This is a genomic window from Paenibacillus sp. OAE614 (assembly GCF_040546645.1).
GTDB classification, from domain to species: Bacteria; Bacillota; Bacilli; order Paenibacillales; family Paenibacillaceae; genus Paenibacillus_AQ; species Paenibacillus_AQ favisporus.
On sequence record NZ_JBEPOD010000001.1, the window covers coordinates 2,938,989 to 2,964,514 of the forward strand.

The window sequence follows — 25,526 nt, forward strand, 5'->3', positions numbered from 1 at the left end:
ATGAAAAACCAACAACAAATTATTCAAGAACTTCATGTAAAGCCTGAAATTAAGCCGGAGGAGGAAATTCGCAGACGAATCGGTTTCCTCAAGGATTACTGCAAAAAGGCAGGGGCCAAGGGGTTCGTGCTCGGCATCAGCGGCGGGCAGGACTCGACCCTGGCAGGACGCCTTGCCCAGCTTGCGGTCCAGGAGCTGCGTTCGGAAGGATATGAGGCCAAATTTTACGCGGTTCGGCTCCCTTTCGGCATTCAGAAGGATGAGGACGATGCGCAGAAGGCGCTGGATTTTATCAAGCCGGACGAGAGCTATGATTTCAACATTATGAATGCCGTCAACGCATTTGCCCTTACGTATTCTGAATCTACCGGAAACGGGCTTCCCGATTACCATAAAGGAAACGTCAAAGCGAGAATGCGGATGATCGCCCAGTACGCCATTGCCGGTGATCGTCAGTGTTTGGTGATCGGGACGGACCATGCCGCCGAAGCCCTCACCGGATTTTTCACGAAATTCGGTGACGGGGGAGCGGATATTCTTCCGCTGACCGGGCTGACCAAAGAGCAGGGCCGCCAGCTGCTTAAAGCTTTGGACGCCGAAGCGCGGTTGTATCTGAAGACGCCTACGGCCGATCTGCTGGACAACAAGCCGCAGCAGCCGGATGAAACCGAGCTGGGCATGGAATACGAAGTGATCGACCAGTATTTGACCGGGCAGCAGGTTGACCCGCAGGAGCAGCTCAAGATTGAGCAACGTTATGACCGTTCGCAGCATAAACGTGAGCTGCCTGTGACTCCTTTTGATGAATGGTGGAAATAAGGCCAAGCGCCGGCTTTAGCCGGTGCATTTTTACGTTAAATCGTTTTCTACCGTAAATCCGGTTTGTGCGGCTGCTATAATAAATGAAAAGAGTCGAATGAGGTGAGCCGGCATGGATATTCAGTCCATAATCCATCGAATAACACAGGATCTTTGTCAGGTTGATGGGGTCAGGGCCATCGTACTTGGTGGTTCCAGAGCCAGAGGGACGCATCATCCCGGATCCGATATCGATATCGGCATCTATTATGATTCAAGGGAAGGATTGGACATCAAAGAACTCCGTCGGATCGCTGCTGTCCTCGATGATGACGGCCGAACGGACCTGATCACGGAGATCGGGGGATGGGGACCTTGGATCAATGGCGGGGGCTGGCTGCAAGTCGAACAAATACCGGTTGATTTTTTGTACCGCGATATCTACAAAGTCTCCATGGTGATGGAAGAATGCCTTGAGGGAAACGTCACGATTGATTATCAGCCAGGCCATCCTCACGGCTTTATTAACGCCATTTATATGGCGGAAGTCGCGTTGTGCCAAGTGCTATGGGATCCTGCGGACGTCATTACCGCACTGAAGTCCAAAATGTCGCCTTTCCCAGCCATATACCGGCAAGCGGTCATCGGCAAGTTTTTGTGGGAAGCCGAATTTTCGCTTGACATCGGGATGAAAGGGGTCGCCAAGAAAGACACCTCTTATGTGAGCGGATGCTGCTTCAGGGCGGTATCCTGCTTGAACCAGGTGCTGTTCGCCATAAATCATCAGTATTGCATGAACGAAAAGGGAGCGACAGCCATCGCCGACGCTTTCGATATCGTGCCGCCAGCCTATGCAGAGCGGGTCCATCAAATGTTTACCTTGGTATCGGCAGATGCCGGGCGGTTACAGGAGGCGCTTGATATTCTGCGCAAGCTGGTGCAGGAAACCAATCGGCTGGTCACCGCAAGGGATTGAAGCAAGTGAGGGAAAGCAAGCATGGAGGGAAATATCAAAAAAAGCTGCCGAGTTAATCGGCAGCTTTTTTTGTATTTATCTGGATTGACTGACTATACAATTATCTTAAAGTCTTGAGGGCTCCGCTCCAAGCTACGACTTGATCCAGCATCGCATTGACATTGTCCAGATGAAGGGCTTGAGGTTTAAAGACCGATCCGTTTTCAAAATCGGTGAACAGAGACAGCGTTGGATGAACGCGAACGTCGGCAACCAAAAGTTCTCCCAGGATACCGCGGAGATGTTCAGCCGCACGGGCGCCGCCGGTGGAGCCGTAGCTCACGATCCCTGCTGCCTTGTTGTTCCACGCTTCACGGGCGAAGTCAATCGCATTCTTCAGTGCGCCGGTAATGCTGTGGTTGTATTCCTGAACGATAAACACGAAGCCGTCCAGTTCTCCGAGCTTTTGGTTCCAGGCAGCGATGCCAGGTTCGGTACCGTCTGTCGTTCCGAGGAAAGGCAGATTATAATCGCTGATATCCACGATTTCGTAGTTAGCGTCACCGCGTTGGTCGGCAATCTCTTTGATCCATTGTCCCACTTGCGGGCTTACCCGGCCTTGACGCGTGCTTCCCAAAATAATACCGATGTTCAATTTGCTCATTGTAACTTCCTCCTTGGCTGCTGTGCCAAATAATTTTTTGAAAAACGACATGTTTGCACCACCTGAACTATCTATGATGTATTTGGATTATGAAACGACTGCAGTCTGAATTCATCAGTAAGTTACTTTACGTAAGTTATTATATTTTTTAAATTTAATATTGTCAACATAAAAACTTTATTTAAGTAACTAAGGTGCTAACCTCTCATAACTGGAAAAAGGAAGCATGTACTGCGGCGTGGAAGTAAATATAAAGTAGAGCAAGTAAGATAGAGAGCGAGAGGTGAGGTCATACGATGAAGGCTAATACCGATATTCAAATTCCGGACGTTCCATGGCATCGGTTGACGACGGCCTATGGGAGAGGCACGGACATTCCCCGGTTCATTAAAGAAAAACAGTACGCTTCCCTAGCGGGATTGATCGAACATCAAGGGACCTTGTGGCAGGTGACCCCTTGGACCATTCTTGCACTGATGGAGAAACTAAGAACAGAGGAACCGCTACAGGTTTCCATCGAAGAGATCGATTTATACCTTGCTGTAGCTTCTGCATTAGCAGATCAGGATATTCAAGAAGTGGGCTCGATAAACTCCATGAAAGAGCTGCTGGATGACAAGTACCTCTGGCCCGAGCAAGAAGACGGAGACGAGGAGGAGTGGGAGGAAGAAGAACCTCGCGGCTACGAGCCGGATCCTTTTTACGGATATTATTATTTCAGCGGTGTGCTGCTAAAACAGGGAGTAGCGGAGTTCACACGGATCATGAGCGGAAACAAGGACCTTGCTCCCAGGATCAGAGAGCTGTTGGCTTTGCTTAAGCATATCACCGCTGAATGAAATTTAGCTGTAATCATCGTTAGGCAATTACGCTATGAAAAAAGCACACACCGCATTTAGCGGCGTGTGCTTACAGCGCATGAACAGCCTGTTACTTGCCTTGAATGCTCAGCTCGGCAAGATTGGGATTCCAATCGACCTGGCATCCCAGCTGCTTGAACAGGGAAGCAGGTACCATGACGGCGCCGTTTATCATACTTACCGGGCCGGACAATGCAATGGACTGCCCTTGAATGGCGGCTTCGGCCGAGTCGGGACGGAAAGTCACCGTAGTTTGGCCGTATTGAAGCCTGTAAGTGGTCCCTTCCTGAGTTGTAGTGGCCTCGAATGAGCCTCCGAGCTTCTTCGCTATGCTTTTGACAGGCACAATGATCGAGTTATTCTTGTTGACTGCCGGGAAGGAGGCGGGAAGCAAGGTGCCGTTGATACGAATGGTGATCGGCCGCTGAATGGGAACCGGTGCGTATTCCATGCCGTCACCCGCATTTCGCGGGACGCCAACCTCGTTCCAATTGTTCGCCCCCCAGCCGTACACCTGGCCTTTGGCATCAATGGCCAAACGATGGGTATCCCCGGCCGATGCCGATACGATCCGCTGCAGTCCTTTGACTTTAACGGCCGATCGGCCCGATTTGCCGTCGTGCATCCACACTTCACCTTGCCGGCTCACCAGCAACGCATATCCGGGGGAAGCATAAACATTTCGGACCTGAAGGGACGGCTGAATGCTCACTGGCTTTACATACAGCTTTCCTGTGCTAGAAGAAGCTGGGATAGACCATTTCCATACCTTGCCGGAGCCGTCTACTCCATAAGCGTCATAGGCATGCTGCGTGGAAATTTGCTTCAATGCCGGCAAACCCTGTATTCGGACCGGTACGGAGAAGTGAAGCTGATTCTCTGAGGTGTTCACCGTAAACCTCCAGACAGATCCGGCGGAATCCAGCGCACAGATATAATCGGATGCCGACTGCAGTTGAACGATATTTTTCAAGCCACTAACTGAAATCGGCTGGCCCGAATCGCCGCTCTTCTGATCTTTCATCCACGCTTTAACGGACCCATCGCTTCCGAGACCAAAGCTGTATTTTTGCAATGTCGTTACTTGCGAGATTCCGGATAAACCCAGGAGTGCTCGCGGAACCTGGGTTTCCCGGACGTAGCCCGGTCGTGATCCCCATTCCCATACCGTACCGTCGCGTGCGACGCCCAATTGGTAACCATACCCGTCGGTAGCTATCGAGTTCAATGGTGGCAGTGTGTTGAGACGAACAGGTGCCACCATGCTGGAAACGGCCGTAGTATCGGGAATCCCGAGTTCGCCCAATAAGTTTCTTCCCCAGGTCCACACCGAGCCGTCTGCCCGGAGTCCGACCGAATAATAATTCCCGGCTGCGACCTGAACGAAAGCCGTTCCCAAAGCGGCGGTGCTGGAAGCTGACGCGGCCGGTGACTCAGCAGAGCTGGACGCAGATAACAATGCTGTAGCATCCATGCGGTTTGCCGGTTGAGTGGATGCTGCCGCAAACGAATGGGGTGATACCGCCGTCACAACCACTGCAGATAGCAGCACGCCTTGCATGAAGTGGGAATATTTCATGATCATCCTCCGTGTTCTTTTTACTTGAATCTACTAATCAAGACGCAAGCATCATGCGGGAAGTTGCGCGGCCCAAGCGTAATCTTTATCGGAAAAGATCCGTGTTCGGCCAACCGTTGCTCCGGCCGCTGCCTACGCTTTATAATTCTAGTTAGTAGAATCCAGCAGACAGGAGGCGGATATGATCGATCAGCAGGAGTATGGAAAATACGTGCTTGGATTGATGGATGAAGAAGAGGCTGAAGAAACTGCCGGGCCTATTGAAGAAGAGATGTTTTACGGCTATTTTCAAATCTATATGCCCAGCGGAAAAGGGGTGGAAGCTACGTTTGCACCTCTGGAAGACGGCGATATCTTTTTACAACGCATCCTCCCGATCTATGAAATGCTGGATCCGCAGGATTTTCAAGGGGAATGGGTGCCCGGGTATTTTAACGGTAAATCTGATCATGTATCCGAAGAGGAGCTCAGGGATCTCGGCAAAAGGCATATCCTCGGTTTGAAGCAGCTGATGGACGATCATGCCGAGTTGGAGGAAGCGGTTGAGGCGTCGGCGTATCTCGGAACGGTCTCCGAAGTCGTCATCGTATCCGGCAGCGAATTCGAAAAATTCCGGCAGGAGTATGATCCCGTCGTACACGAATCGTTGTTTGAACTGGTGAGTGAGCATACGGATCATCAGGAACCCGTTCAAATGTTGAGCGAGGCTTATTATTCCATTGCCTGTGATTACTGGATTTCTTACTACCTTCAATGGCACCGATACGGGCTTGAAGGAGACACGCTGGCTCCGTATTTCGAGCTGTACAAGCTCGGATATTCGGCGATTTTTGCGAACGGTAAACTGTATATCGGTAAGCCTTAGAAGTTGAAGCTGTTGTCGCACAGAATCTTATGAAAAAGGCGTCCATCCAAGATGGCCGCCTTTTTGTGTTCATACAGTAATGATCAGTTTGATGTGCTTCGTACCTTGCCTTTCTTGAACAGCAGCGGATAAAACAGAATGCCGCTGACGATCAACACAATGCCCAGCAGGAAGGTTTTCAAATCCGCCGTTCCCGCGATGATGACCCAAAGTGAATACAATGCCGCGAGCCCTGCGATCATGCCCTCGGTTACCCGTTCTTTGCGAGCCGTAAAGGTTTCTCCGGTCCAAATCAGCTTAATATGATAGAGTGAAGCAATCAAATAAGGGACCAGATAGGCAAGCGTGGCAATGTAAATGATAAAATCGAACGCCGCCGAGATCGAGCCGGAGATCGTCGACAGCAGCAAAACCTGACCGACCGCGTTCGAGATCCATAGCGACGTCTTCGGCATGCCCTTTCCGTTTTCCTTGGAAAAGGAAGGGAGAAACACGCCCAGCTTGGCGGCCTGAAACGGCACCTCGGCGCTCAGCAGCACCCAGCCGATCGTTGATCCAAGCAGGCTGATCAAGCCCAGCGCTGCAAGGAGCTTGCCGCCGATCGGACCGATTACCGCGGTGATGCCGTCCACCAGCGGATTCTGGGAAGCCATCAGCTGGTCCTGCGTCAGAAGTCCCATCGTCAGGATGCTGATGCCCACATACAAGACGATGGAGATGAGCAGCCCGGCAATGGTTGCGCGGCGGATGTCCTGCTTGCGGCGGGCGCGGGCGGCAAAGACCATGGCGGATTCGACGCCGATAAAAGCCCACAGTGTTCCAACGGCTGCGGCATTGACCTGGGACAGCAGGCTGAGCGTTTCGCCGCTGTCATTGGTCCGAGGAGCCAGGAAGGGGCCGATGTTGCTTTTTTGAAAAGCGAATAATGCAATGATAATAAACAAGGCGAAGCCAACCACTTTGGTTGCCGTCGCGATAAAATTCAATCGGCCCGCACCGTTCATGCCTTTCATGCAGATGGCGTGCGTTCCCCACAGCAGAAGCGAGCAGACGATAAATGTCAGCACATTGCCGGCCTTTAACGTCAATATTCCGGTATCCACCCACACCTTATCGCTGGTCAACACCGGAAAAAAGGTCGACAGGTAACTGGCGAAGGTCGTAATCACCGCCACGAACCCGGCTATATTGCCTACCCAGTACCCCCAAGTGGACATGAAGCCGGCCAGGCGGGAGCCATGTGAGCCTTCCCGGAACAGCTCCTTCGCATAAATTTGCGGCCCGCCGCTCAGCTCCGGCTTACGGACAGCCAAGCTTCCGAAAACCAGCGCCAGCATAAGAACCCCGAGCCCAGTCGCCAGCCAGGCCAGAATGACGCCCGCAGGGCTGGCCGCTTCGGACAGCGAGCGGGGCAGCATAAAAATTCCGGAACCGACCATATTCCCCACGACGAGAGCGGTCAAAATCCAGAATCCCAATTTGTGTCTGGTCATGATGTCAAACTCCTTTTGAATGAATAATGCATCGACTTGTTGAAAAAACACTGACAAGTATTAATCATACACTTTCTTCTGGTAAAGCACCAGAGTAAAATTCAGGGGAGCCCATTTTATGACGTTAAGCGCTCTGTAGGTTTCGCTTGTCCATTCGGCGGGGAAGAATAAAGAAGATAGAACAAAGATGGAACAACTTTGCACGAGGAGCGTGGGAATATTGAGAGAAATCCGTGAAGCGGGTCAAGGGTTCGTGATGGTGGAGGATGATCGGAGGGTGGCGGAAATCACTTTTCAGCCCGTAGATGGCAGAACCATCGTCATAGATCATACGTATGTGTCCGAAGAGCTGCGAGGGCAGCGGATCGGGGATGAACTGGTCAAAGCAGTGGTGGATATGGCCCGGAAGGAAGGCAAGAAGATTATTCCCGCGTGCTCGTTTGCCCATGTTCAATTCAAGCGGCATAAAGACTATAAGGATGTGTGGCAGCAGGAAGAACGCTGATCGAACAATAAGAAATGAGGTGGGAACTATGAAACGAAAAATACTCGTTACCGGTGCAGCCGGACGGATCGGAAGTTGTGTAACGGATGGACTCCGGTCGACAGGCAAGTATGAAGTGGTCGCAACGGATATTCGGCCCGATCCGGAGCACGGAGTCGGCAAGCTGGACATCACGGATGGAGAGGCTGTGGCGACAGCGCTGGAGGGTATCGATACGGTGCTTCATTTTGGCTGGGCTAAAGACGAAGACGATTTCCTCGGGAAGGTGCTCCCGATTAACGTGACAGGTGCTTATCACATTTATGAAGGCGCCCGTAAAGGCGGCGTATCGAGGGTTATCTTTGCCAGTTCCAATCATGCCACCGGTTTTTATAAAGTAGGAGAGCATATCAAGCCCGAGGATCACCGGCCTGACAGCTTTTATGGGCTCAGCAAAAGCTATATCGAGCTTCTGGGCCGTTACTATTCCGATAAGTACGGAGTTTCCTCCGTGAACATCCGGATCGGCAATTTTCCGGGCGACGACCGTCCGCACTCGGACCGTACCGCTCATATTTGGATCTCCCGGCGCGATATGGTGCAATTGGCCGAATGCTGCATTGAGGCAGATCCATCCCTTAAGTTTTTGACAATGTACGGGACCTCAGCAAATGACGACAATTATTATGATATCGGATACTTGCGCGAAAAAATCGGCTATGTGCCTAAGGACAACGCGGCGGATGTGCTGGCACGGCAGGGGCTGGACGAAGACGACATCAAGCAGGAGGAGGGGATATACCAAGGCGGTCCAGGGATAAAGAAAGAACAGGCATAGAAAATATGGTTCTGAATATGTCCCTGAGAAAAGCGGGAATTGCTTTTATAAAAAAAAGCGAAGGAGTTATGTCGTCTGCAGGCGGCGTAACTCCTTTTCTTGTTGACTTTGATCCATCGGAACAAAAGAAAAACGTCTATCGACGTACCTTCAAAGAAGACAGACCGCATGTAGCTGAAGTTTTTCTTGCGATTATAGGAATGGTTCAGCTTCGCTGAAATTTATAAATTCTATAATCTTCAAAAAAACTCCGCCAGACGGAACGTTATCCCGTGAAAGGCGGAGTTAGAAAGTAAACAAAAATAGAGTTGCCAAAATGAAAGCAACATGGTAAATTTAAATATGCGTCATGTGAATTTTGTGGATTTAATCAGTATTATCTAATTATATCTTACACCATAGCGTCGGTTCCGTCAACCCCTATTTTTCAGGAACTCACAATCATTTGTGTAAAGGAGTGTTTCTTCATGAGTCAAGAACTTCAACAGGAGCAGCAGCGGGTGAATCAGGTGATTGGCATCATCCAAGATCAGATCAACGAATATGAGGAAGCAACGGCCCGCCGCCGGCAAGAGGTTGTGGACATCCGTAAGCATTTCTGGGAAGACGTTACGGTGAACACGGACAACTTTGACGATTTTCTAGAAACGATTATCAGCTTAAGGCAGCAGTCCGAGGTCCTCTCCTTAAGCCAGGGCAGCCACCGCCAGTCCTCCAAGCGGCTGTCCCAGCTTCAGCGCATGCAGGATGTGCCGTATTTCGGGCGGATTGATTTTGCCGAAGAGGGAATGAACGAGACAGAGCGCGTGTACATCGGCGTTTCCTCACTCACGGATGCTACCGGTGAAAAGTTCCTGATTTATGACTGGAGAGCCCCGGTCTCAAGCATGTATTACGACTGCACACCGGGTCTGGCTGAATACATCACGCCCGGCGGGCCGATTCAGGGCACGCTGGAGCAAAAATGGCAGTACATCATCCGCAGCGGAGTTATTCAGTCGATGTTTGATACCCGGCTCACCATAGGTGACGAGATTCTCCAGCAGGTGCTCGGTCAATCCGCAGACACGCACATGCGAAGCATCGTGGCGACGATTCAGCAGGAGCAGAACCGGATTATCCGCCATGACAGCGCACGTCTGCTCATTGTTCAGGGCGCGGCCGGGAGCGGCAAGACGTCGGCGGCCTTGCAGCGGATCGCTTATTTGCTGTACAAATACCGGAACCGTTTGACGGCGGACCAAATGCTTTTATTTTCACCAAACGCCATGTTCAAGAGTTATGTCTCCAGCGTGCTGCCAGAGCTCGGGGAAGAGAATATGCAGCAGGTCACGTTTCAGGAGTACCTGAATCACCGGCTGAGCAGTTCCTTTGATGTTGAAGATCCTTACACTCAGCTGGAATACGTCCTAACGGCTTCGGAAGACCCGGACTACCGGGTGCGGATGGCGGGTATCCGCTTTAAGGCGACAAAGGCGTTTTTTGATCGGATCCAATCCTGCCGCCAAGCGCTGGAACAATCCGGAATGGTATTCAAGGATATATCCTTTAAAGGCAAAACGCTCGTTTCCGCCGAGGAAATTCTAGAGAGATTCTACAGTGAGCACACGACGCTTCGCTTTGCCAACAGACTGGAAAAGTTGTCGGATTGGTTGAAGGAGCTGGTCAAAGAAGCGGAGAAGGCCGAGCGGAGAAAGCCTTGGGTGCAGGACGCCGTTGAGCTGGTCGATAATGATGAATACCAGCAAGCTTATTCGCATCTTCGGAAAAAACACGGGTTAACCGAAGAATCGGAAGAGGATGTGGATCTGGAACTTGTCCGTAAGGAGCTCGCGCGCCGGATCGTCAGCAGGAAATTCAAACGTATCAGGCAACAAATTAAAGATATGGGCTTTATCGATACGCCGGCCATCTATAAGCAAATGCTGGTTTCCCATCCGGCTGACGGCGAGGTTGAAGGAGCAGAACTTCCTCCCGAATGGAACGAAATCGGCGAAATGACGTCCCAACTGATAGACCAAGGGAAGCTTCTATACGAGGACGCGACACCTTATTTGCTTTTAAAAGAGCTGATCGAAGGCTTTCAGACCAATGTTTCGATCCGGCATGTCCTCGTAGATGAGGCGCAGGATTATTCGCCGTTTCAATTCGAATTTATAAAAAGGCTGTTCCCGGCGGCGAAAATGACGGTGCTTGGCGACTTCAACCAGGCAGTCTTCGCGCACGCCGACGGTACGGACGATTTCGGCATGCTGGCCGAATTGTACGGAGAGGAACAAACCGAAGCCATTATCTTGAACCGAAGCTACCGGTCCACCAGACCGATCGTCGAATTTACACGGGCGCTTATCCCCAACGGAGAAGAGATCATTCCTTTTGACCGGAACGGAAGCCGCCCCATACTCACGAGGGCTGCCGACGCGGAGCAATTACATCAGTCCATTAGGGAAAAAGTCAAACAATTCCGGGAACAGGGGCACCGGACCGTTGCGATTATTTGCAAATCCGCAGCCCAAAGCGCATCCGTATTCGAATCCCTTCACGATCTGGAGGATATCAAGCTCGTTACCAGCGGTTCGATCGAATATAAAAAGGGGATCGTCGTCATTCCGGTATATTTGGCCAAAGGAATCGAATTCGATGCTGTAATCGTCTATAACGCTTCAGACGAAGAATACGGAGAAGAGAGCTTGCGGCGACTGTTCTATACCGCCTGTACCCGGGCCATGCATGAACTGCAATTGTACAGCATCGGGAATCCGAGCCGTTTTGTTCAAGAGGCAGCTTCATGGATTGCGGAAGATTCGATTTCATGAATTGAAAACCATCCCCATTTCATGTATCGTCAATCACAATGAGAGACGCTGCATGTGGGGAGGACCATATCATGACGGGTAAGATCGTTGTCGTATTAAAAGCTGTAATCATCCATCAAGGCCGTGTTCTGATCCTCAAACGTTCCGGTTCAGACGAAGTAGGCGCGGGAGGCTGGGAAACGGCCGGTGGGAATCTGGAGTTTGGCGAGGATTTGGATACCGCTTTGATTCGCGAAATTAAAGAAGAAGCGGGGATTCACGCAAGTATCGATCGATTGCTGTTTGCAACGACGTTTTTTACGGATCCTGGGAGGCAAATTGTGCTTTTATCTTATTTGTGCAGAACGGATGAACCGCAAGTAACCCTCTCGCACGAGCACGACGAGTATAGATGGGCCACGAAGTCGGAGCTCGTTCAATATTTGCCTGAGGCGATCATCATCGACTTTACGAAGCATGGCGTCTTTGCGCTTCCCGAATTGATTTAATTCCTGTATCAACGCGAGGGCGGACGATCTTTATTGCATTTTATTCACTCTACGCCGCTTTAGGAGCGAAACATATGTATACTCACAGAGCATTATCCACGATGGATTTGACAGACATTTGCGGGTTCCCGCAAACGGAACAGGAGCTGCTTTATGTTGGCCCAGGTTTTAGGTTTCCGTTAACACCAGAACAAATATCGCATTCACTCATGAACCGCTTTGAACCAACCGTTGTTATAGAAGAAGATTCCGGCCAAATCGCCGCTTACGCTAATTTATATAACCGAAGCGGTCATGCTTGTTGGCTTGGCAACGTCATTGTCTCACCGAGTCACAGGGGGCGAGGAGCCGGTGAATTTTTATTGCATGCAATGATGCATAAGGCAAAGGAGAACTAAGGGGTGAGGGAACTCTTCTTCTCCTGTCATCACGCGAATTCAAGAGGACTGGCATTTTATCATAAACATTCCTTCAGACCTTTTGATTTGAAAATTTCCGAGTTAGATGACGGCCGCTAAATCATCACGGTGCAAATGAAAAGAAATCTGGGCTGAGTTCGAACAATTTATCGGAAGCGGCGGTTTGACAAGGCATATAAGAAAAACGTCTATCGACGTACTTTCAAAGAAGACAGACCGCGTCTGGAGGAAGTTTTTCTTGCGAGATCAGGAAGCTGAAGCTTCGAAACTTATACTTTCTGATCTCTTAAAAAAAGCCCGCTTTGCAGCAGGCTCGTTATGCTTTCAGTCTATTAAATTCCTTTTTTAGTTCTGCTCCTCGGCTGCCAAAATCATTCCCGAATATTCCAGAGCCTGAATTCGGTACTTGCCGCCACTCTCTATGACAATTCGCCTGTTCCCAAGCTCGTATTCCTTACCGTCCTCTATTCGTACGCGGTCTCCGCCACGTCTAGGATCCCATATTTCGACGACGTGCACGGTTTTGACAACTGGCCCCTGAACGATATCCGCTGTTACTCTCCCCAGCATAATTAAAGGGAATAACGATAGGAAGAATATAAAAATGGCTAATAGCAAGTCTGCTCTTCGCGTAACCGATTGCCGTTTGCCGTACCGAAGCACCACGTATGTAAAAATATAGCTGAAAAATAGTAAAGCTGTGCAGTATCCGGCGATTCCAATCCACAAAAATTGGCGGACATGATCATCATACTTCACCCCGACAGCAACCAGTTCCCCTAGGCACAGCATCAGCAGGACGATCCGCAGGATGTTTCTTTTCTTTTGGTACCACGTTCTTGTTGGGGGAGAAACTAGAGCTCCCGACTCTTTCATGGGCATCACCTTTCGTCATTCGAACATATCTGGACTAATCGAAGCCGACTCCCGCAAGCGGACGCTTCACACGCCGGCATCATACAAAAGGTAATGGAAGATCTTGCGAATTGCAAGCCAAATATCAGGGAACAGGAAAAGAACGTGAACTCATCAGGCGCACAGGTGCACGCTTCTGAAACCCGATCTCGTACGGCTCCGTAATGTTACAAAGACAACATTTTTGAGCTCACAGGGGGAACAGGCGCGTGGCCAGGAATTCGAAAAGTCAAACAAAGCACAGCAGCACAAAGACTCATCAAGGGGATCGCAAAGGTAAATCCAAGCGGAAAGGGAAACCGGCCGGAAGCCGAGCTTCCCATTTTTGGCTGGGTTTATTAAAATTCCTAGGCTTTTTCATATTAGCCGGCTTACTGCTGTTGTATTGGGACTCGGCCAGGTTGGCCTCATTAATCTCTCATGCGGCTCCGGTTCAGCAGCTGACGGCAGACACGAACGGGATCGTCCGAATAGAAGGAGAAGCTGAGGGGGAGACAGCTGCAGCGGATCAAGGCAAGTTGCGACAGCGTTACCTGCTCCTTCAAAAGGAAAAGTTTAATTGGCATTGCAGCAAAAGCGGATGTAACTATATGTGGAATGAAGACGCCGTCCCGCAAGTATGGGGGAATTTAAGCATTCAAGGCGTTAAAGTGGAAAGTGAACGTTTCAAATTCTACTCCGACTGGCTGCCTCTGGATTTCGAAACAGTAGAAACGAGCCAACTCCCCTTTGTCCATGAGGGGGAAACATCCCGCCCGCTGCTTGTGGAGAGCCCCAAGGAAACGGCCTACGGTTATCACGCGCTTAGTCCAGGGCAAAGGATCACGGTGATCGGCCGGGCCGTTAACGGACATCTGGAGCCCATTCATCTGCCCGGCGAGGGAGAAGATCAGCGTATGATTTTGATTGGAAGCAGTGTAGAGGAAATGCTTTCCAGCGAAAAGGAAACGCAAAGTGGGGTTCTCATCGCTGCCGGATTCGTCATGCTGTTTTTGGTACCCGTGATCGTCGGGTGGATCCGTAAATTGTTCCGGAAGCTACACACTTTGCACAGCTAATAGTCTGTGTTTTGCAAAACCAAAAAAGCAATTGAATAGAGCAAATTAAAAGTCCGCGGAAACCGCGGACTTTTTCGTTTGCTCAGAATGGTTAAGCCATTGGAGTTTGCAGTTCTCTCGGGGCATTGGCACGTCCATTTTATGGTCGCGTCAGCAGGAAGTTCAGGAAGAACTGGCCAGACTGAAGTCGGCCAAACAAAGCTCTTAATCCTGGAAGTGATTGGTGTATGGTGACTGACGCCTCAAGTCGCAAAACGAAAATAAGCCCAAATCAAATTCAACCCCTGTTTCTGAGAGAAGCGGGGGTTTGCCTTTTTATATGAAACGGATTTCCAGTAACGAAAGTGTCATTGCTTCCTTCCCGTGATATGGTAATCTCATTTAAGGGGATTCATTTCCATTTGGGACCGAAATCCACGGCATAAGGAGGAGAAACATGAGTTTACTGTCATTTTTGAAAAGATTGCTGGGTTCCGGTTCGGCTTCCGGAGATAACTCAAAAGAAGGGAATAAGGGTCACGGGTTTGATACACCCATACCCCCATACATAGGCATCAATAAAGAGATACAAGGTTTATCCGATCTCGTCATACGATTGGAGAACGCGCTGGGAACGGACTATATGGAGCACGTAAAGCAGCGGGTTATAGAGCGTCATTCCATCAGCCAAACCCAGTATCAATGGATGCTGCTTGAAGTGAAGAGGTTCTTTCTCATGTGTGCGATTCTCAAGCAGGTTCCCATGTTCAGTAAAGATGCCGACCTGATCTGGCACGAAATGCTGATGTTTACCCGCGATTATGATCGCTTCTGCACTACATTCGCAGGACGGTTTATTCATCATCAACCTAACGTGGCCTACACGAATGATAAAAAGTTGCCGGAAGAAGAGAGGGCACGGTATGATTTGATCTACAGCATGCTGTTTCACATTTATCCGGCAAACGAGGCACTTCTGAATCCGTTTTTCCAATTTAAAATCGACGAAGAGTTCTTTCAAACCTTCGACAATCTACTCGATCAAGAGATCCGCAGCCGATATTTTCAGAGCAGTTCCGATGCCGCAATCGAAGCCATTCAACTGGCCATCATCGGCTCGATCCGAAAACATTATCGTGACGTCAAGTCAGCAAAACCCGGCACATTGAGGGCAAGCCGTCCTTTGCCGCCCAGAAGCGGCCGAGGTCAATCCACCGGCATCCGCCGCAGTGAGGAGAACGGGGTGACGGTAGATCCGTTCAGCTCCATTCTGTTTCTGACGGCCATGGATACGGATCCGTGGAATGATGACAACCCTTCGGGCGATTGGAATCCTTCAGACAGCGATCCTTCGACCAATCCAGGGGTGGACGATTCAGACCCATCTCCGGACAGTGACAGCCCTAGCGGCGATGATTCCGGCAGTTCCTCCTGCAGTTCGTCCAGCGATTCTTCCTGCAGCTCGTCCTCGTGCAGCTCCTCATCCTGCAGTTCCTGTGGAGGGGGAGGAGACTAGGAAACCTGTACCTCCGTACCTTCAAATAATCCTTCTGCTTTCTGCAGGTGGATTTTTTTGTCATTTATATTGACCAGCAGGTCAGCATCCTGTATGATCTTACTAACCAATTGGTCAGCATACTCGAGAAGAGGTGATGAGACTGCCGATACAGCTCTACGAACAGGAGAAAATTTTGCAAGCCTGCTTAACTGTGTTTGCCCGCAACGGTTACAAGAACACTTCAACGGAAATGCTGGCGGCTGCTGCCGGGATCTCCAAAGCTTTGATCTTTCATCATTTCACGAGCAAGAAGAAACTGTATCTTAGCTTGGTTGACCACTGCTTTGAGAAGGTCCGAACCGGCATCCATTATGATGAGTGGAGTACGGAACATGCTGATTTTTTTACAGCCATCACTCAGTTAAGCCGTGCGAAACTCGGTTATTTTCGCGAGCATCCGGATGAATGGAAGTTGGTATATGAGGCATTTTATGCCACACCTGATGGCTTGAAGGAGGAAATCGAGGATAAGTACGGCCAGGTGAGCGAAGCCCGGAATGCGATGTTGGCACAGCTTTTTGACAAGGTTCCCCTTCGCGAAGGCGTAAATCGAACGTATGCATTCGAGCTCGTCATGTCCGTAACCAGACATTTCGAAATGAAGTTTCTGGATGAGACGAAGGGGATGAGCCATATTGACGAAGCCTATACCCGCAGCCTTATGGAGGAATTGGAAGCTTTTTGTGACATGATCCGATACGGTATGGAAAACTAAAGTGAAGAGGTGAGCGGCCGTGAAAGACATCACTAGCAGTGATTTAGTGGCACCGGAAACGATGCGTGATTTCAACGCGTTTTACCAAAAACTGGTCAATCGTCAGGAAAGACTTTACCGGCTTGACGACTTTTTTGGCATGGGTGAAGCTTGGATAGCCTTTCGGTATGAGGATGTCTCAGCGATTTTGAAAGATCCCCGGTTCCTTTCGGACCGGCGAAAGTTCGCTTCACAGCAACAATCTTCACCTGAGAAAAGCTCCGTCAATGAATTGCTCGAATGGTTCAAAAGCATGCCTAATATGCTCATGGTGGATCCACCCGACCATACCCGGCTCCGGCGTTTGGTCTCCAAAGCATTTACGCCCCGAATGATTGAGGATCTGCGCCCGCGCATCCAACAAATCGCCGACGAGCTGCTGGATAAGGTGGTCAGCCGGGGCAAGATGGAACTCATTTCTGAATTTGCTTATCCGCTGCCTATCATCGTAATCTCGGAGATGCTGGGAATCCCCGGCCATCATCAGGCGCGATTTCGCGAGTGGACCCACAAGCTGGCCGAAGGCGCGCTGAACCCCGACCAAGCAAACTTGGTTCAAGAAGCCCTTCAGGAGTTTATTGATTACATTCAATCTTTGATTTCCGAAAAAAGGGTGCGGCCCGGTAACGATGTTATCAGCGGTTTGCTGCAGGCATATGACGAGGGCGATAAACTTAACGAGAACGAGCTGCTCTCTACCATTTGGCTGCTCATTACGGCAGGACATGAAACGACCGTGAATCTGATCGGCAACGGAACCCTGGCACTGCTTCAGCATCCAGAACAAATTCAGCTGCTTCGCGAGGATCCGGCCCTTCTGCCGGCTGCGGTTGAAGAGCTGCTCCGGTATGCGGGTCCGGTTATGATTACGGGCCGGGTTGCAGATGAAGATATCGAGATCCATGGTACACTCATTCGAAAAGGCGAGATGGTTATGGTTTCGCTGGCCGGAGCGGACATGGATGCAAGCCGATTCGACGTGCCAGAGCGGCTGGATATCACACGACAAGAAACCGATCATTTGGCGTTTGGCAGAGGAATCCATCTTTGCTTGGGAGCACCCCTTGCCCGCATGGAGGGACAAATCGCGTTCGGCTCGCTATTGCGGCGCTTTCCCAACCTGCGTCTCGACGTGAAACCGGAAGACCTGGCATATCACTACAGCACGCTCCGATCATTGGTCAGCCTTCCCGTCAGCTTTTAAATTTCATATCCATGTTAGGGAAAAAGTCCGCGGAATGCGGACTTTTTATATTTTGGAATCCGTTTCTCATGCATCGCCTTTCTGGTGGTTCAATTTGTTATCCGTAAGCACTGAATCAACTGTAATACCACAGTGATCATCCTATTATTCATTCAACAATCCAGCGTACCATACAAACTTATTTTAGAATATTACGATTACGAGCAAATTTTTACGAGAAATAAAAAGCGCTTTCATTTAGGATGGTTCTGAAAAGGAGTGATCACTAGATATGTTGTATCCAATCGTAACGTCAACCCGAAGTATCATCGACTTAAATGGAATTTGGAAGTTCAAGCTTGACAAAGGCACCGGATTCCAGGAGGAGTGGTACCGGTCCGGACTATTCGAAGCGATGACCATGCCCGTACCCGCCTCTTATAACGATATCGGCGTTTTGGCTGAGATCAGGAATCATATCGGTTGGGTATGGTACGAACGGGACATCGTCGTGCCCAACCTGCTTGCATCCGAGCGGATCGTACTGCGGTTTGGATCAGTTACGCATGCGGCGAAGGTATACCTGAACGGAGAACTCGTCATGGAGCATAAGGGAGGCTTCCTGCCCTTTGAAGCAGAGATAAACCGCTTCATTCAGGCAGGCGCAAACCGTTTAAACGTGGCTGTCAACAATATCGTTGATCAGTCCACGCTCCCGGTTGGATTCCATTATGAAAAAGAAATTCCGGGAATGGGGAAAAAAGCGTGCAATGAGCCCAATTTCGACTTTTTTAATTATGCCGGAATCCAGCGTCCGGTCAAAATTTATACGACTCCGCAGCTGTACATCCAAGATGTAGACATTGTCACCGAAACGAATGGCGATTCTGGAATCGTGAAATATGAGGTCAAGGCATCCTGCGGAGTAAAGATCCGAGTGAAAATCGTTGATGAAGAAGGTGAGGTTGCCGCTGCCGGAGACGGTGCATCAGGAACTTTGTCGATATCCCGCGTAAACCTTTGGGAGCCCTTGCATGCGTATCTGTATACGCTTCGCATCGAACTGCTGGATGATGACAAGATCATGGATGTATACGATCAGCCTTTCGGAGTCCGAACCGTCGCGGTGAAGTACGGGAAATTCCTGATCAATAATAAGCCGTTTTACTTTAAGGGTTTTGGCAAACACGAGGATGCTCCGATCCATGGCCGCGGTTTTGACGAAGCCGTAAACGCCATGGACGTTCATTTAATGAAATGGATCGGCGCGAACTCGTTCCGCACGGCCCATTACCCATATTCGGAGGAGCTAATGCGCCTTGCGGACCGAGAAGGGCTGGTCGTGATCAATGAAGTGCCTGCGGTAGGGCTGCACTTGAATTTCATGGTGATGTTGTCTGGCGGCCCGCGAAGCAGAAGCACCTGGCAGGAGCTGCAAACTTTTGAGCACCATCAAGAAGTCATTCGGGAGTTGATCGCACGGGATAAAAACCACCCTTCGGTCGTCATGTGGAACGTCGCTAACGAGCCGGCATCCGAAGAGGAAGGGGCGAATGAATATTTCGAACCATTGATCCGGCTGCTGAAAGAGCTGGACCCGCAGCACCGTCCAGTAACACTGGTCACACATTTAGGTGCTACGCCTGACAAGGACAAGGTCGCCAATCTCTTGGATGTGATCTGCTTGAACCGCTATTACGGCTGGTATGTGGACGGCGGCGACCTGAACGCAGCACAAGCGAAACTTCGGGCCGAATTGAACGCCTGGACGCAGCGTTGTCCGGACGTGCCGATTCTGATGACCGAATATGGCGCCGACACGGTGACCGGTTTTCACGATGTTGAGCCGGTTATGTTTACGGAAGAGTTTCAAGCGGAATTTTATAAGGCATACCATGAAGTCTTTGACGAGTTCCGTCATTTTGCCGGCGAACAAGTCTGGAACTTTGCCGATTTCGCCACCAGCCAGGGCATCATTCGTGTACAAGGTAACAAAAAGGGCATCTTTACCCGTGACCGCAAGCCTAAAATTGCGGCGCACGAACTGCGCAAGCGCTGGTTAGGCATCCCCGATTTCTACTATAAAGAAAAAATGTAGAGTGCGGGATTCGTTTGCCCCAGGCATACGAATTTGGAGATTGGATCATACTGAACATTTTGTTTCGGGGGGATCACATGGAGCCACAATTTGGACTGAAGACGGCAGAGAAATTAATCGTCCGGGAGGAAACGCGAAAATTCGGGATTCGAGACAAGTTCGGGTATTTGTTCGGTGATTTCGGCAATGATTTTTTCTTTATTCTAGTCAGCTCATTCTTGATGGTCTATTACACGGACATTTTCGGCATGAGTGCGGCATTGGTCGGAGGCCTGTTCCTCATTGCAAGGCTGTGGGATGCTGTAGCCGACGTGGCCTGGGGGAGATTTATCGATACCCGAAAATCGGGAAAGCAGGGAAAGTTCAGGCCGTGGATTTTGAGAATGTCCTTTCCGCTCGTGGCAATGGGCGTGCTTATGTTCATTCATCTCCCGGGCATGTCCACCGGATTCTACGAAGCATATGCGTTTGTGACCTATATCCTGTGGGGGACATTCTACAGCACGGTCAACATTCCATACGGCTCCATGGCATCCGTCATTACGAACGATCCGGTGGAACGCACGAGCTTATCCACCTTCAGGACGCTAGGTGCTTCCCTCGCGGGGTTGATCATTAATGTCGCCGGTCCGCTCATCATATTTGTGGATAATCAAGCTAATGCCAACCGCTTTCTGCTGGCGGCGGTCATTTTCGGCATCCTCTCGCTTTCTTGCTACATGGCCTGCTATCGTTTATCGGTCGAGCGGATTGTGGATCCCGATGTTCAGGGGGATAAAGCCAATCTCGCCAGGACGATAAAAGGGCTGTTTCGCAATAAACCGCTGGTCGTCATTCTGGCGGCTTCCCTGTCTTTTATGATTTGCTTCATGCTGGTCGGTGCTGTCAACGTGTATTTGTTCAAAAATGTGTTTCACAGCGCGGCGGCTCTAAGCCTGGTGGGATTCCTCCAAGCAGCTACCGTCTTTGTGGCGATGCCTCTTGTCAAACCGCTGGTATCCAAATTCGGCAAAAAGGAAACCGCATCGGCCGGAATACTGCTTGCAGCTGCAGTCTATGCAGTCATGTATGCGATGCCGGGCTTGAGCGTTCAAGCGTTTATCGTTCTCCTTGCCGTCGCCATGTTCGGTTACGCGTTTTTTAATCTGGTCATTTGGGCTTTCGTTACGGATGTGATCGATTATCATGAGTTCCTGACGGGACTTCGCGAGGACGGAACGATCTATTCCATATACTCCTTCGCCCGTAAGGTCGGGCAGGCGATTGCCGGCGGACTCGGTGGTTTTGCCATTGCGGCCGTTGGATACGATGCCAAGCTCAACGTCCAGAGTCCAGCCACCCTGCATGGCATCTACACGCTGTCCACTTTGGTTCCGGCAGTCATTTTATCGGCCATTTTCCTGATTGTGGTGTTTTTGTATCCGCTGAATAAAACACGGACACTGCAGCTTGCAGCCGATCTAAAGAAGAAAACGGAAGCCCTGCCGAAATAGCATGCTCCAAAAAAGGAAAAAAGCCGCAGACTTAGATTCAAGTCTGTGGCTTTTTTGCTGCTTTGCGCTGCTGCGTTTTACGGTAATCGCTCGGCGTAACCCCTTGCAATTGCTTGAACACTTTCGTGAAGTAATTGACGTCGCTGAAACCGACCATCTGCGCAATGTCCGTGATGGAGATTGGCTCGCTGCGGATGATTTGCAGCGCCTCCCGGATTCGCAGGCTGTTGATGTATGAGGTAAGGGGCTGCCCGGTCTCTTTCTTGAACTGCCTCGACAGATCGTATGGGCTGGCATGAACCGCAGTCGCAATTGCCTCTAGCCGGAGGGGCTCGGCGAGATGCAGCCTTATATATTCGATCGCTGTGCGGATCACCGGACTGTAATATTTCAGAGAGAGTTTACGGACGGTTTCGCAGTATTCGTAGAGCATCTTGTCGTGCAAGTTTGACAATTGCTGGATGGAGGTTGTTTTTTCAATTTGGATGGCAAACTTCTCGGAAATGCTGTCGATATACACCGGATGAACGCCGCCTTGCTCCGCAGCTTTCCGCAGCAGCGTATTGGTGACGAAGGCAAGGTTTTTGCGCGAGCGTAAGGGATTATTGGGGATACGGTCCGGCAGTTTGCCGAAGATCGCCAGTTCTTCCTGCATCGCTTCCAACTTCTCGATACTGCCGTTCTCGATGACGGACAGCAGCTTGTTTTCGGTCCGGTATCGATCATTGATCGTCAGGATAGCCTCATCGGTTTTCTCTTTGACGGTATCCGGCAGCCTAACGAATTCGGTTTGAACATCGATTTGGATCGTTTTCGGTGGGATTTGCTGTTTCCTTTGATGAAAATGGGACGAAAGAAAACAGAGAAACTCAACGAGACGATCGGTCTTATCCGAGCTGATTAATGGCAGGGACAAGTAGTACTGCTCGATCAGGGGCATAAGGGTGATAGGCAGATGATGTTCAAGTAATACGGTATTCAAACTGGATACGGACGGCTCGTCCAGAAGGAAAGGGCCCACGATGAGGCTACCAAGGCTTGTCCCATCCGCATAGAAATGAACCGAAATGAAGTTCAATCGAAAAGAAGTTGAATGGAGTTTAATGCTGGGCTCGGAATCGGAATCGCCTGGATTGAGGATCGGTCTCATGCTGTTGAAATAAGGCTGAAGGGCATCGGGGATTTGACTGTACATGAACTCCCAGCAAATCCCGCGGGACGGATCGGTAAATACCGTATCCATATTCGAGTAATCATGTGCGAAACGGAAAATTTGTTGCAGCTCGGCCATTCTGCTGTGCATATTCTTCACCCCAAAGTTGATCTCTATATATTTTATCGGTAAAGGCTTCTTCCAATCAACAAGGTTTTCATATGCATGCCTCCAACAGAGGACGCGACAAGGTTCTCCGTTTTGTTGCACCTTCTATCAATTTAAGGTTCCTGTAAGGTTGGGATTAACATGCTGAAAGGTTCGGGATTTAACATAAGTGATGTAAGCGATAAGGAACGAATACAACCCGATTGAAGGAGATACTCATGAAAACGATACTGCAAGCGGAGAACGTCAATAAAACCTTTGGCACCAAAGGAAACCAATATACGGCACTGCACAATATCAGCCTTAGCATCGAAGAGGGCGAATATGTCGGCATCATGGGACCTTCCGGTGCTGGGAAATCCACCCTGTTGAACATTTTTTCGACGATCGACACGCCGACTTCCGGGGAAATCATCATTGATGGGCACAACATCGTGACTATGAATGAAGAAAAGCTGTCCGATTTCCGCCGGAATAAGCTCGGGTTTATTTTTCAGGACTATAACCTGCTCGATACGCTCACGGTCAAGGAAAACATTCTGCTACCGCTGGCCCTGTCCAAAGTACCGGCGGCGGAGATCGAACAGCGGGTTAACGAGATTGCCGACACGTTTGGAATCCGTGAAATCCTGGATAAGTACCCGTACCACATCTCGGGCGGACAAAAGCAGCGGGCAGCGGCTTCCCGGGCGATCGTGGCCAATCCGAGCCTGATTCTGGCGGACGAGCCGACTGGAGCGCTCGATTCGAAGTCGGCCACCCGCCTTCTGGAAAGCTTGAGCCGGCTGAATCAGGCAAATCGATCCACCATTATGATGGTTACGCATGATGCGAATGCGGCGAGCTACTGCAAGCGGGTTATTTTCATCAACGACGGCCGGCTGTTCATGGAACTCCGTAAGGATGATCTACCACGAAAACAGTTTTTTGGCCAGATACTTGAGGTTCTGGCTACGCTTGGAGGTGAGGAAGATGACACTGTTTAATATCGCCGGCAAAAACATCCGGAATAACTTCAAACATTACTTTCTGTATTTTGCATCGATGATTTTCAGCATCGTTATTTATTTTACGTTTGTGTCGTTGAAGTACGATCATACCATTCAATCGGCATCGGACGGGTCGCCGAAAATCAGCTCGGCGTTCAGCGGAGCGGCCGTCGTCCTGATCGTCTTCGTCGCCATCTTTATCTGGTATTCGAATTCGTTTTTTACGCGTAAGCGCAAAAAGGAAGTCGGACTGTATTCATTACTCGGCGTCCGAAAAAAGCAGATCGGCCGCATGCTCTTTTATGAAAATTTCCTGATGGGCGGCCTGGCGCTGCTCGTCGGGATTGCGCTCGGATCGTTGCTCAGCCGTTTTTTCGTCATGCTTCTGATGAACGTAATGGGTTACGACGCAATGCCGAACTTTGCCATTTCGCCGGCAGCTATCCTGGATACGATTACCGTGTTTTTGATCATTACGCTGATCACGTCGGTTCAAGGCTACCGCCTGATTTATCGGTTCAAGCTGATCGAGCTGTTCCGGGCGGACCAGGAGCGGGAGAAGGAACCGCGGTCATCGGTATGGATTGCACTTCTCTCCGTATTGCTTGTTGGTTTCGGCTACTGGCTTGCGCTGCAAAACATGCTGACGTCACAGGCATGGAAGACGATTGGTGTGCTAGTGACTCCGCTGGTTATCCTCGTTTCGGTTATTCTTGGCACGTATCTGCTCTTTAACACATTGACCGTTACGCTGCTGAAGCTGGCCCGCAAACGCAAAAGAAGCTATTGGCGGGGACTGAATCTGATTGGAACTTCCCAGCTTTTGTACCGGATGAAAGGGAACGCACGCACGCTGACGATCATCGCCGTGCTGAGCGCAACGACGCTGACGGCGGTCGGAACGGCATACAGCCTTTATTACAATAACCGGATCAATGTGGCGCTGGCGAACCCGAACAGCTACATGTTCATCGGGGGAGACAAAGCTGCAGAGAACGAAGCGAATCAGGCCATCGAACAAGCTGCGGGTCACAAGGTGATCTACCATGAATCCATTCCTTTGCTTGAGGTGGATGCCGACACAACGGGACTGGGGCAAACAGCCGGCTCCAATGATCAGACGTTTACGGTGATATCGAACCACTCCTTCAACAAGCTGGCCAAGCTGCAAGGACGGGACGAAGTGCTCAGCCTTCAAGGCAGCGATGCCGCGGCTCTGGAGCCTGGGTATATGAAGGGGATTTCACCGGCATACGAAGGTTCTACCATTGTGCTGACTGGAAAGGGAATCCATGAACAGATCCATTTTACCGCATTGAAAACATACAGCGTGCTGAACCTCGGGACCGTCTATTCCACCTTGGTCGTCAGTGACGATTTGTTCGCGGCGCTTCAGCCCAAAGCCAAATCCTTGACCGTCCAAGCATACGAGATCACGCATCAGGACAAGGCCAAGGAACTGACCAAACAGCTGAGCAGCGTACTGCCGGAGACCGCCGGCCTGGCGAGCTTCTATAGTGATTATGCACGGGGAATGGAGTCAACCGGACTGATGATCTTTATGGGCGGGTTCCTTGGGCTCGTGTTTCTGGCGGCGACGGGCAGCATCATTTATTTCAAGCAGCTGACGGAAGCGAGCAGCGACAAAGCCCGGTATTTGATTTTGCATAAAATCGGCGTCAAAAAAAGCGAAATCCGCAAATCGGTCGCCAAGCAGGTGCTGTTTGTATTCGCGCTGCCCCTTGCAGCCGGCATTGCCCACTGCGCCGTGGCCTTATCGGCCTTATCGAATCTGATGATGACCAGCCTGGTCGTTCCCGTCGTCAGCTGCATGGGCATTTATATTTGCATTTATCTCGTTTATTATTTCCTGACCGTCAACAGCTACTACAAAATCATTACGAATGTAAAGTGAGGAG

23 protein-coding genes are annotated in these 25,526 nt (G+C 50.3%); 18 read left to right on the plus strand and 5 right to left on the minus strand.

What is annotated here, in order from left to right:
* Window positions 1-819 carry an ammonia-dependent NAD(+) synthetase gene (gene nadE / locus ABIE48_RS13620; protein WP_145019884.1) on the plus strand — a complete coding sequence of 273 codons (819 nt, stop codon included), beginning with the start codon at window positions 1-3 and terminating at the stop codon, window positions 817-819.
* A gap of 112 nt (window positions 820-931) precedes the next feature.
* Window positions 932-1,774: a nucleotidyltransferase family protein gene (locus ABIE48_RS13625; RefSeq protein WP_192714244.1), complete on the plus strand. Its 843-nt coding sequence runs from the start codon at window positions 932-934 to the stop codon at window positions 1,772-1,774.
* A gap of 100 nt (window positions 1,775-1,874) precedes the next feature.
* Here ABIE48_RS13625 and ABIE48_RS13630 read toward each other — a convergent pair whose 3' ends face one another.
* A complete protein-coding gene (locus ABIE48_RS13630) occupies window positions 1,875-2,468 on the minus strand; it encodes an NADPH-dependent FMN reductase (protein ID WP_145019879.1) in 594 nt (197 codons plus the stop codon).
* A gap of 245 nt (window positions 2,469-2,713) precedes the next feature.
* On the opposite strand from ABIE48_RS13630, the gene ABIE48_RS13635 reads away from it, so the two are divergent.
* Window positions 2,714-3,256 (plus strand): hypothetical protein, encoded by a 543-nt coding sequence (locus tag ABIE48_RS13635; RefSeq protein ID WP_192714243.1) that lies wholly within the window; start codon window positions 2,714-2,716, stop codon window positions 3,254-3,256.
* Window positions 3,257-3,347: 91 nt separating this feature from the next.
* On the opposite strand, the gene ABIE48_RS13640 is transcribed toward ABIE48_RS13635, so the two are convergent.
* Window positions 3,348-4,856, minus strand: coding sequence for a stalk domain-containing protein (locus ABIE48_RS13640; RefSeq protein ID WP_192714242.1), 1,509 nt, complete (start codon window positions 4,854-4,856; stop codon window positions 3,348-3,350).
* A gap of 181 nt (window positions 4,857-5,037) precedes the next feature.
* Here ABIE48_RS13640 and ABIE48_RS13645 point away from each other — a divergent pair, with 181 nt between their 5' ends.
* A complete protein-coding gene (locus tag ABIE48_RS13645; protein WP_354519067.1) occupies window positions 5,038-5,721 on the plus strand; it encodes a hypothetical protein in 684 nt (227 codons plus the stop codon).
* An 83-nt stretch (window positions 5,722-5,804) separates the two neighbouring features.
* On the opposite strand, the gene ABIE48_RS13650 is transcribed toward ABIE48_RS13645, so the two are convergent.
* Window positions 5,805-7,214: an amino acid permease gene (locus ABIE48_RS13650; RefSeq protein ID WP_192714241.1), complete on the minus strand. Its 1,410-nt coding sequence runs from the start codon at window positions 7,212-7,214 to the stop codon at window positions 5,805-5,807.
* Window positions 7,215-7,434: 220 nt separating this feature from the next.
* Here ABIE48_RS13650 and ABIE48_RS13655 point away from each other — a divergent pair, with 220 nt between their 5' ends.
* The 6 genes from ABIE48_RS13655 (at window position 7,435) to ABIE48_RS13680 (ending at window position 12,238) form a co-directional block, all read left to right on the plus strand.
* Complete coding sequence (locus ABIE48_RS13655; protein WP_192714240.1) at window positions 7,435-7,719, plus strand: GNAT family N-acetyltransferase; 285 nt, start codon at window positions 7,435-7,437, stop codon at window positions 7,717-7,719.
* A gap of 28 nt (window positions 7,720-7,747) precedes the next feature.
* Complete coding sequence (locus tag ABIE48_RS13660) at window positions 7,748-8,536, plus strand: NAD-dependent epimerase/dehydratase family protein (protein WP_192714239.1); 789 nt, start codon at window positions 7,748-7,750, stop codon at window positions 8,534-8,536.
* 5 nt (window positions 8,537-8,541) lie between these two features.
* Entirely contained in the window at window positions 8,542-8,754 is a 213-nt protein-coding gene (locus ABIE48_RS13665; RefSeq protein ID WP_354519070.1) for a hypothetical protein, read from the plus strand.
* Between the two features lie 249 nt (window positions 8,755-9,003).
* The gene (gene helD / locus ABIE48_RS13670) at window positions 9,004-11,352 is read left to right on the plus strand and encodes an RNA polymerase recycling motor HelD (RefSeq protein ID WP_192714237.1); all 2,349 of its coding nucleotides are present in this window, start codon (window positions 9,004-9,006) and stop codon (window positions 11,350-11,352) included.
* 71 nt (window positions 11,353-11,423) lie between these two features.
* A complete protein-coding gene (locus tag ABIE48_RS13675; protein ID WP_192714236.1) occupies window positions 11,424-11,840 on the plus strand; it encodes an NUDIX hydrolase in 417 nt (138 codons plus the stop codon).
* 74 nt (window positions 11,841-11,914) lie between these two features.
* Window positions 11,915-12,238 (plus strand): GNAT family N-acetyltransferase, encoded by a 324-nt coding sequence (locus ABIE48_RS13680; protein ID WP_354519072.1) that lies wholly within the window; start codon window positions 11,915-11,917, stop codon window positions 12,236-12,238.
* Window positions 12,239-12,604: 366 nt separating this feature from the next.
* Here ABIE48_RS13680 and ABIE48_RS13685 read toward each other — a convergent pair whose 3' ends face one another.
* Complete coding sequence (locus tag ABIE48_RS13685) at window positions 12,605-13,135, minus strand: hypothetical protein (RefSeq protein ID WP_192714235.1); 531 nt, start codon at window positions 13,133-13,135, stop codon at window positions 12,605-12,607.
* Window positions 13,136-13,764: 629 nt separating this feature from the next.
* Between ABIE48_RS13685 and ABIE48_RS13690 the strand changes: the two genes are divergently transcribed.
* From ABIE48_RS13690 to ABIE48_RS13715, 6 genes are all read left to right on the plus strand, one after another.
* The gene (locus tag ABIE48_RS13690) at window positions 13,765-14,232 is read left to right on the plus strand and encodes a hypothetical protein (RefSeq protein ID WP_192714234.1); all 468 of its coding nucleotides are present in this window, start codon (window positions 13,765-13,767) and stop codon (window positions 14,230-14,232) included.
* 436 nt (window positions 14,233-14,668) lie between these two features.
* Window positions 14,669-15,727 (plus strand): glycine-rich domain-containing protein, encoded by a 1,059-nt coding sequence (locus ABIE48_RS13695; protein ID WP_192714233.1) that lies wholly within the window; start codon window positions 14,669-14,671, stop codon window positions 15,725-15,727.
* A gap of 136 nt (window positions 15,728-15,863) precedes the next feature.
* Window positions 15,864-16,484, plus strand: a complete 621-nt coding sequence (locus ABIE48_RS13700) for a TetR/AcrR family transcriptional regulator (RefSeq protein ID WP_260869164.1) — start codon at window positions 15,864-15,866, stop codon at window positions 16,482-16,484.
* Window positions 16,485-16,503: 19 nt separating this feature from the next.
* A complete protein-coding gene (locus ABIE48_RS13705) occupies window positions 16,504-17,727 on the plus strand; it encodes a cytochrome P450 family protein (protein WP_192714232.1) in 1,224 nt (407 codons plus the stop codon).
* 271 nt (window positions 17,728-17,998) lie between these two features.
* On the plus strand, window positions 17,999-19,804 hold the full coding sequence (gene uidA, locus ABIE48_RS13710) for a beta-glucuronidase (RefSeq protein ID WP_145019839.1): 1,806 nt from the start codon (window positions 17,999-18,001) through the stop codon (window positions 19,802-19,804).
* Window positions 19,805-19,881: 77 nt separating this feature from the next.
* Window positions 19,882-21,297, plus strand: a complete 1,416-nt coding sequence (locus tag ABIE48_RS13715) for an MFS transporter (protein ID WP_145019836.1) — start codon at window positions 19,882-19,884, stop codon at window positions 21,295-21,297.
* A 37-nt stretch (window positions 21,298-21,334) separates the two neighbouring features.
* On the opposite strand, the gene ABIE48_RS13720 is transcribed toward ABIE48_RS13715, so the two are convergent.
* A complete protein-coding gene (locus ABIE48_RS13720) occupies window positions 21,335-22,600 on the minus strand; it encodes a helix-turn-helix domain-containing protein (protein WP_145019833.1) in 1,266 nt (421 codons plus the stop codon).
* Window positions 22,601-22,836: 236 nt separating this feature from the next.
* Between ABIE48_RS13720 and ABIE48_RS13725 the strand changes: the two genes are divergently transcribed.
* A complete protein-coding gene (locus ABIE48_RS13725) occupies window positions 22,837-23,604 on the plus strand; it encodes an ABC transporter ATP-binding protein (protein ID WP_145019830.1) in 768 nt (255 codons plus the stop codon).
* Entirely contained in the window at window positions 23,591-25,522 is a 1,932-nt protein-coding gene (locus ABIE48_RS13730; protein ID WP_192714231.1) for an FtsX-like permease family protein, read from the plus strand. Before ABIE48_RS13725 ends, ABIE48_RS13730 begins: the two co-directional genes overlap by 14 nt.
* Window positions 25,523-25,526 lie beyond the last annotated feature (4 nt).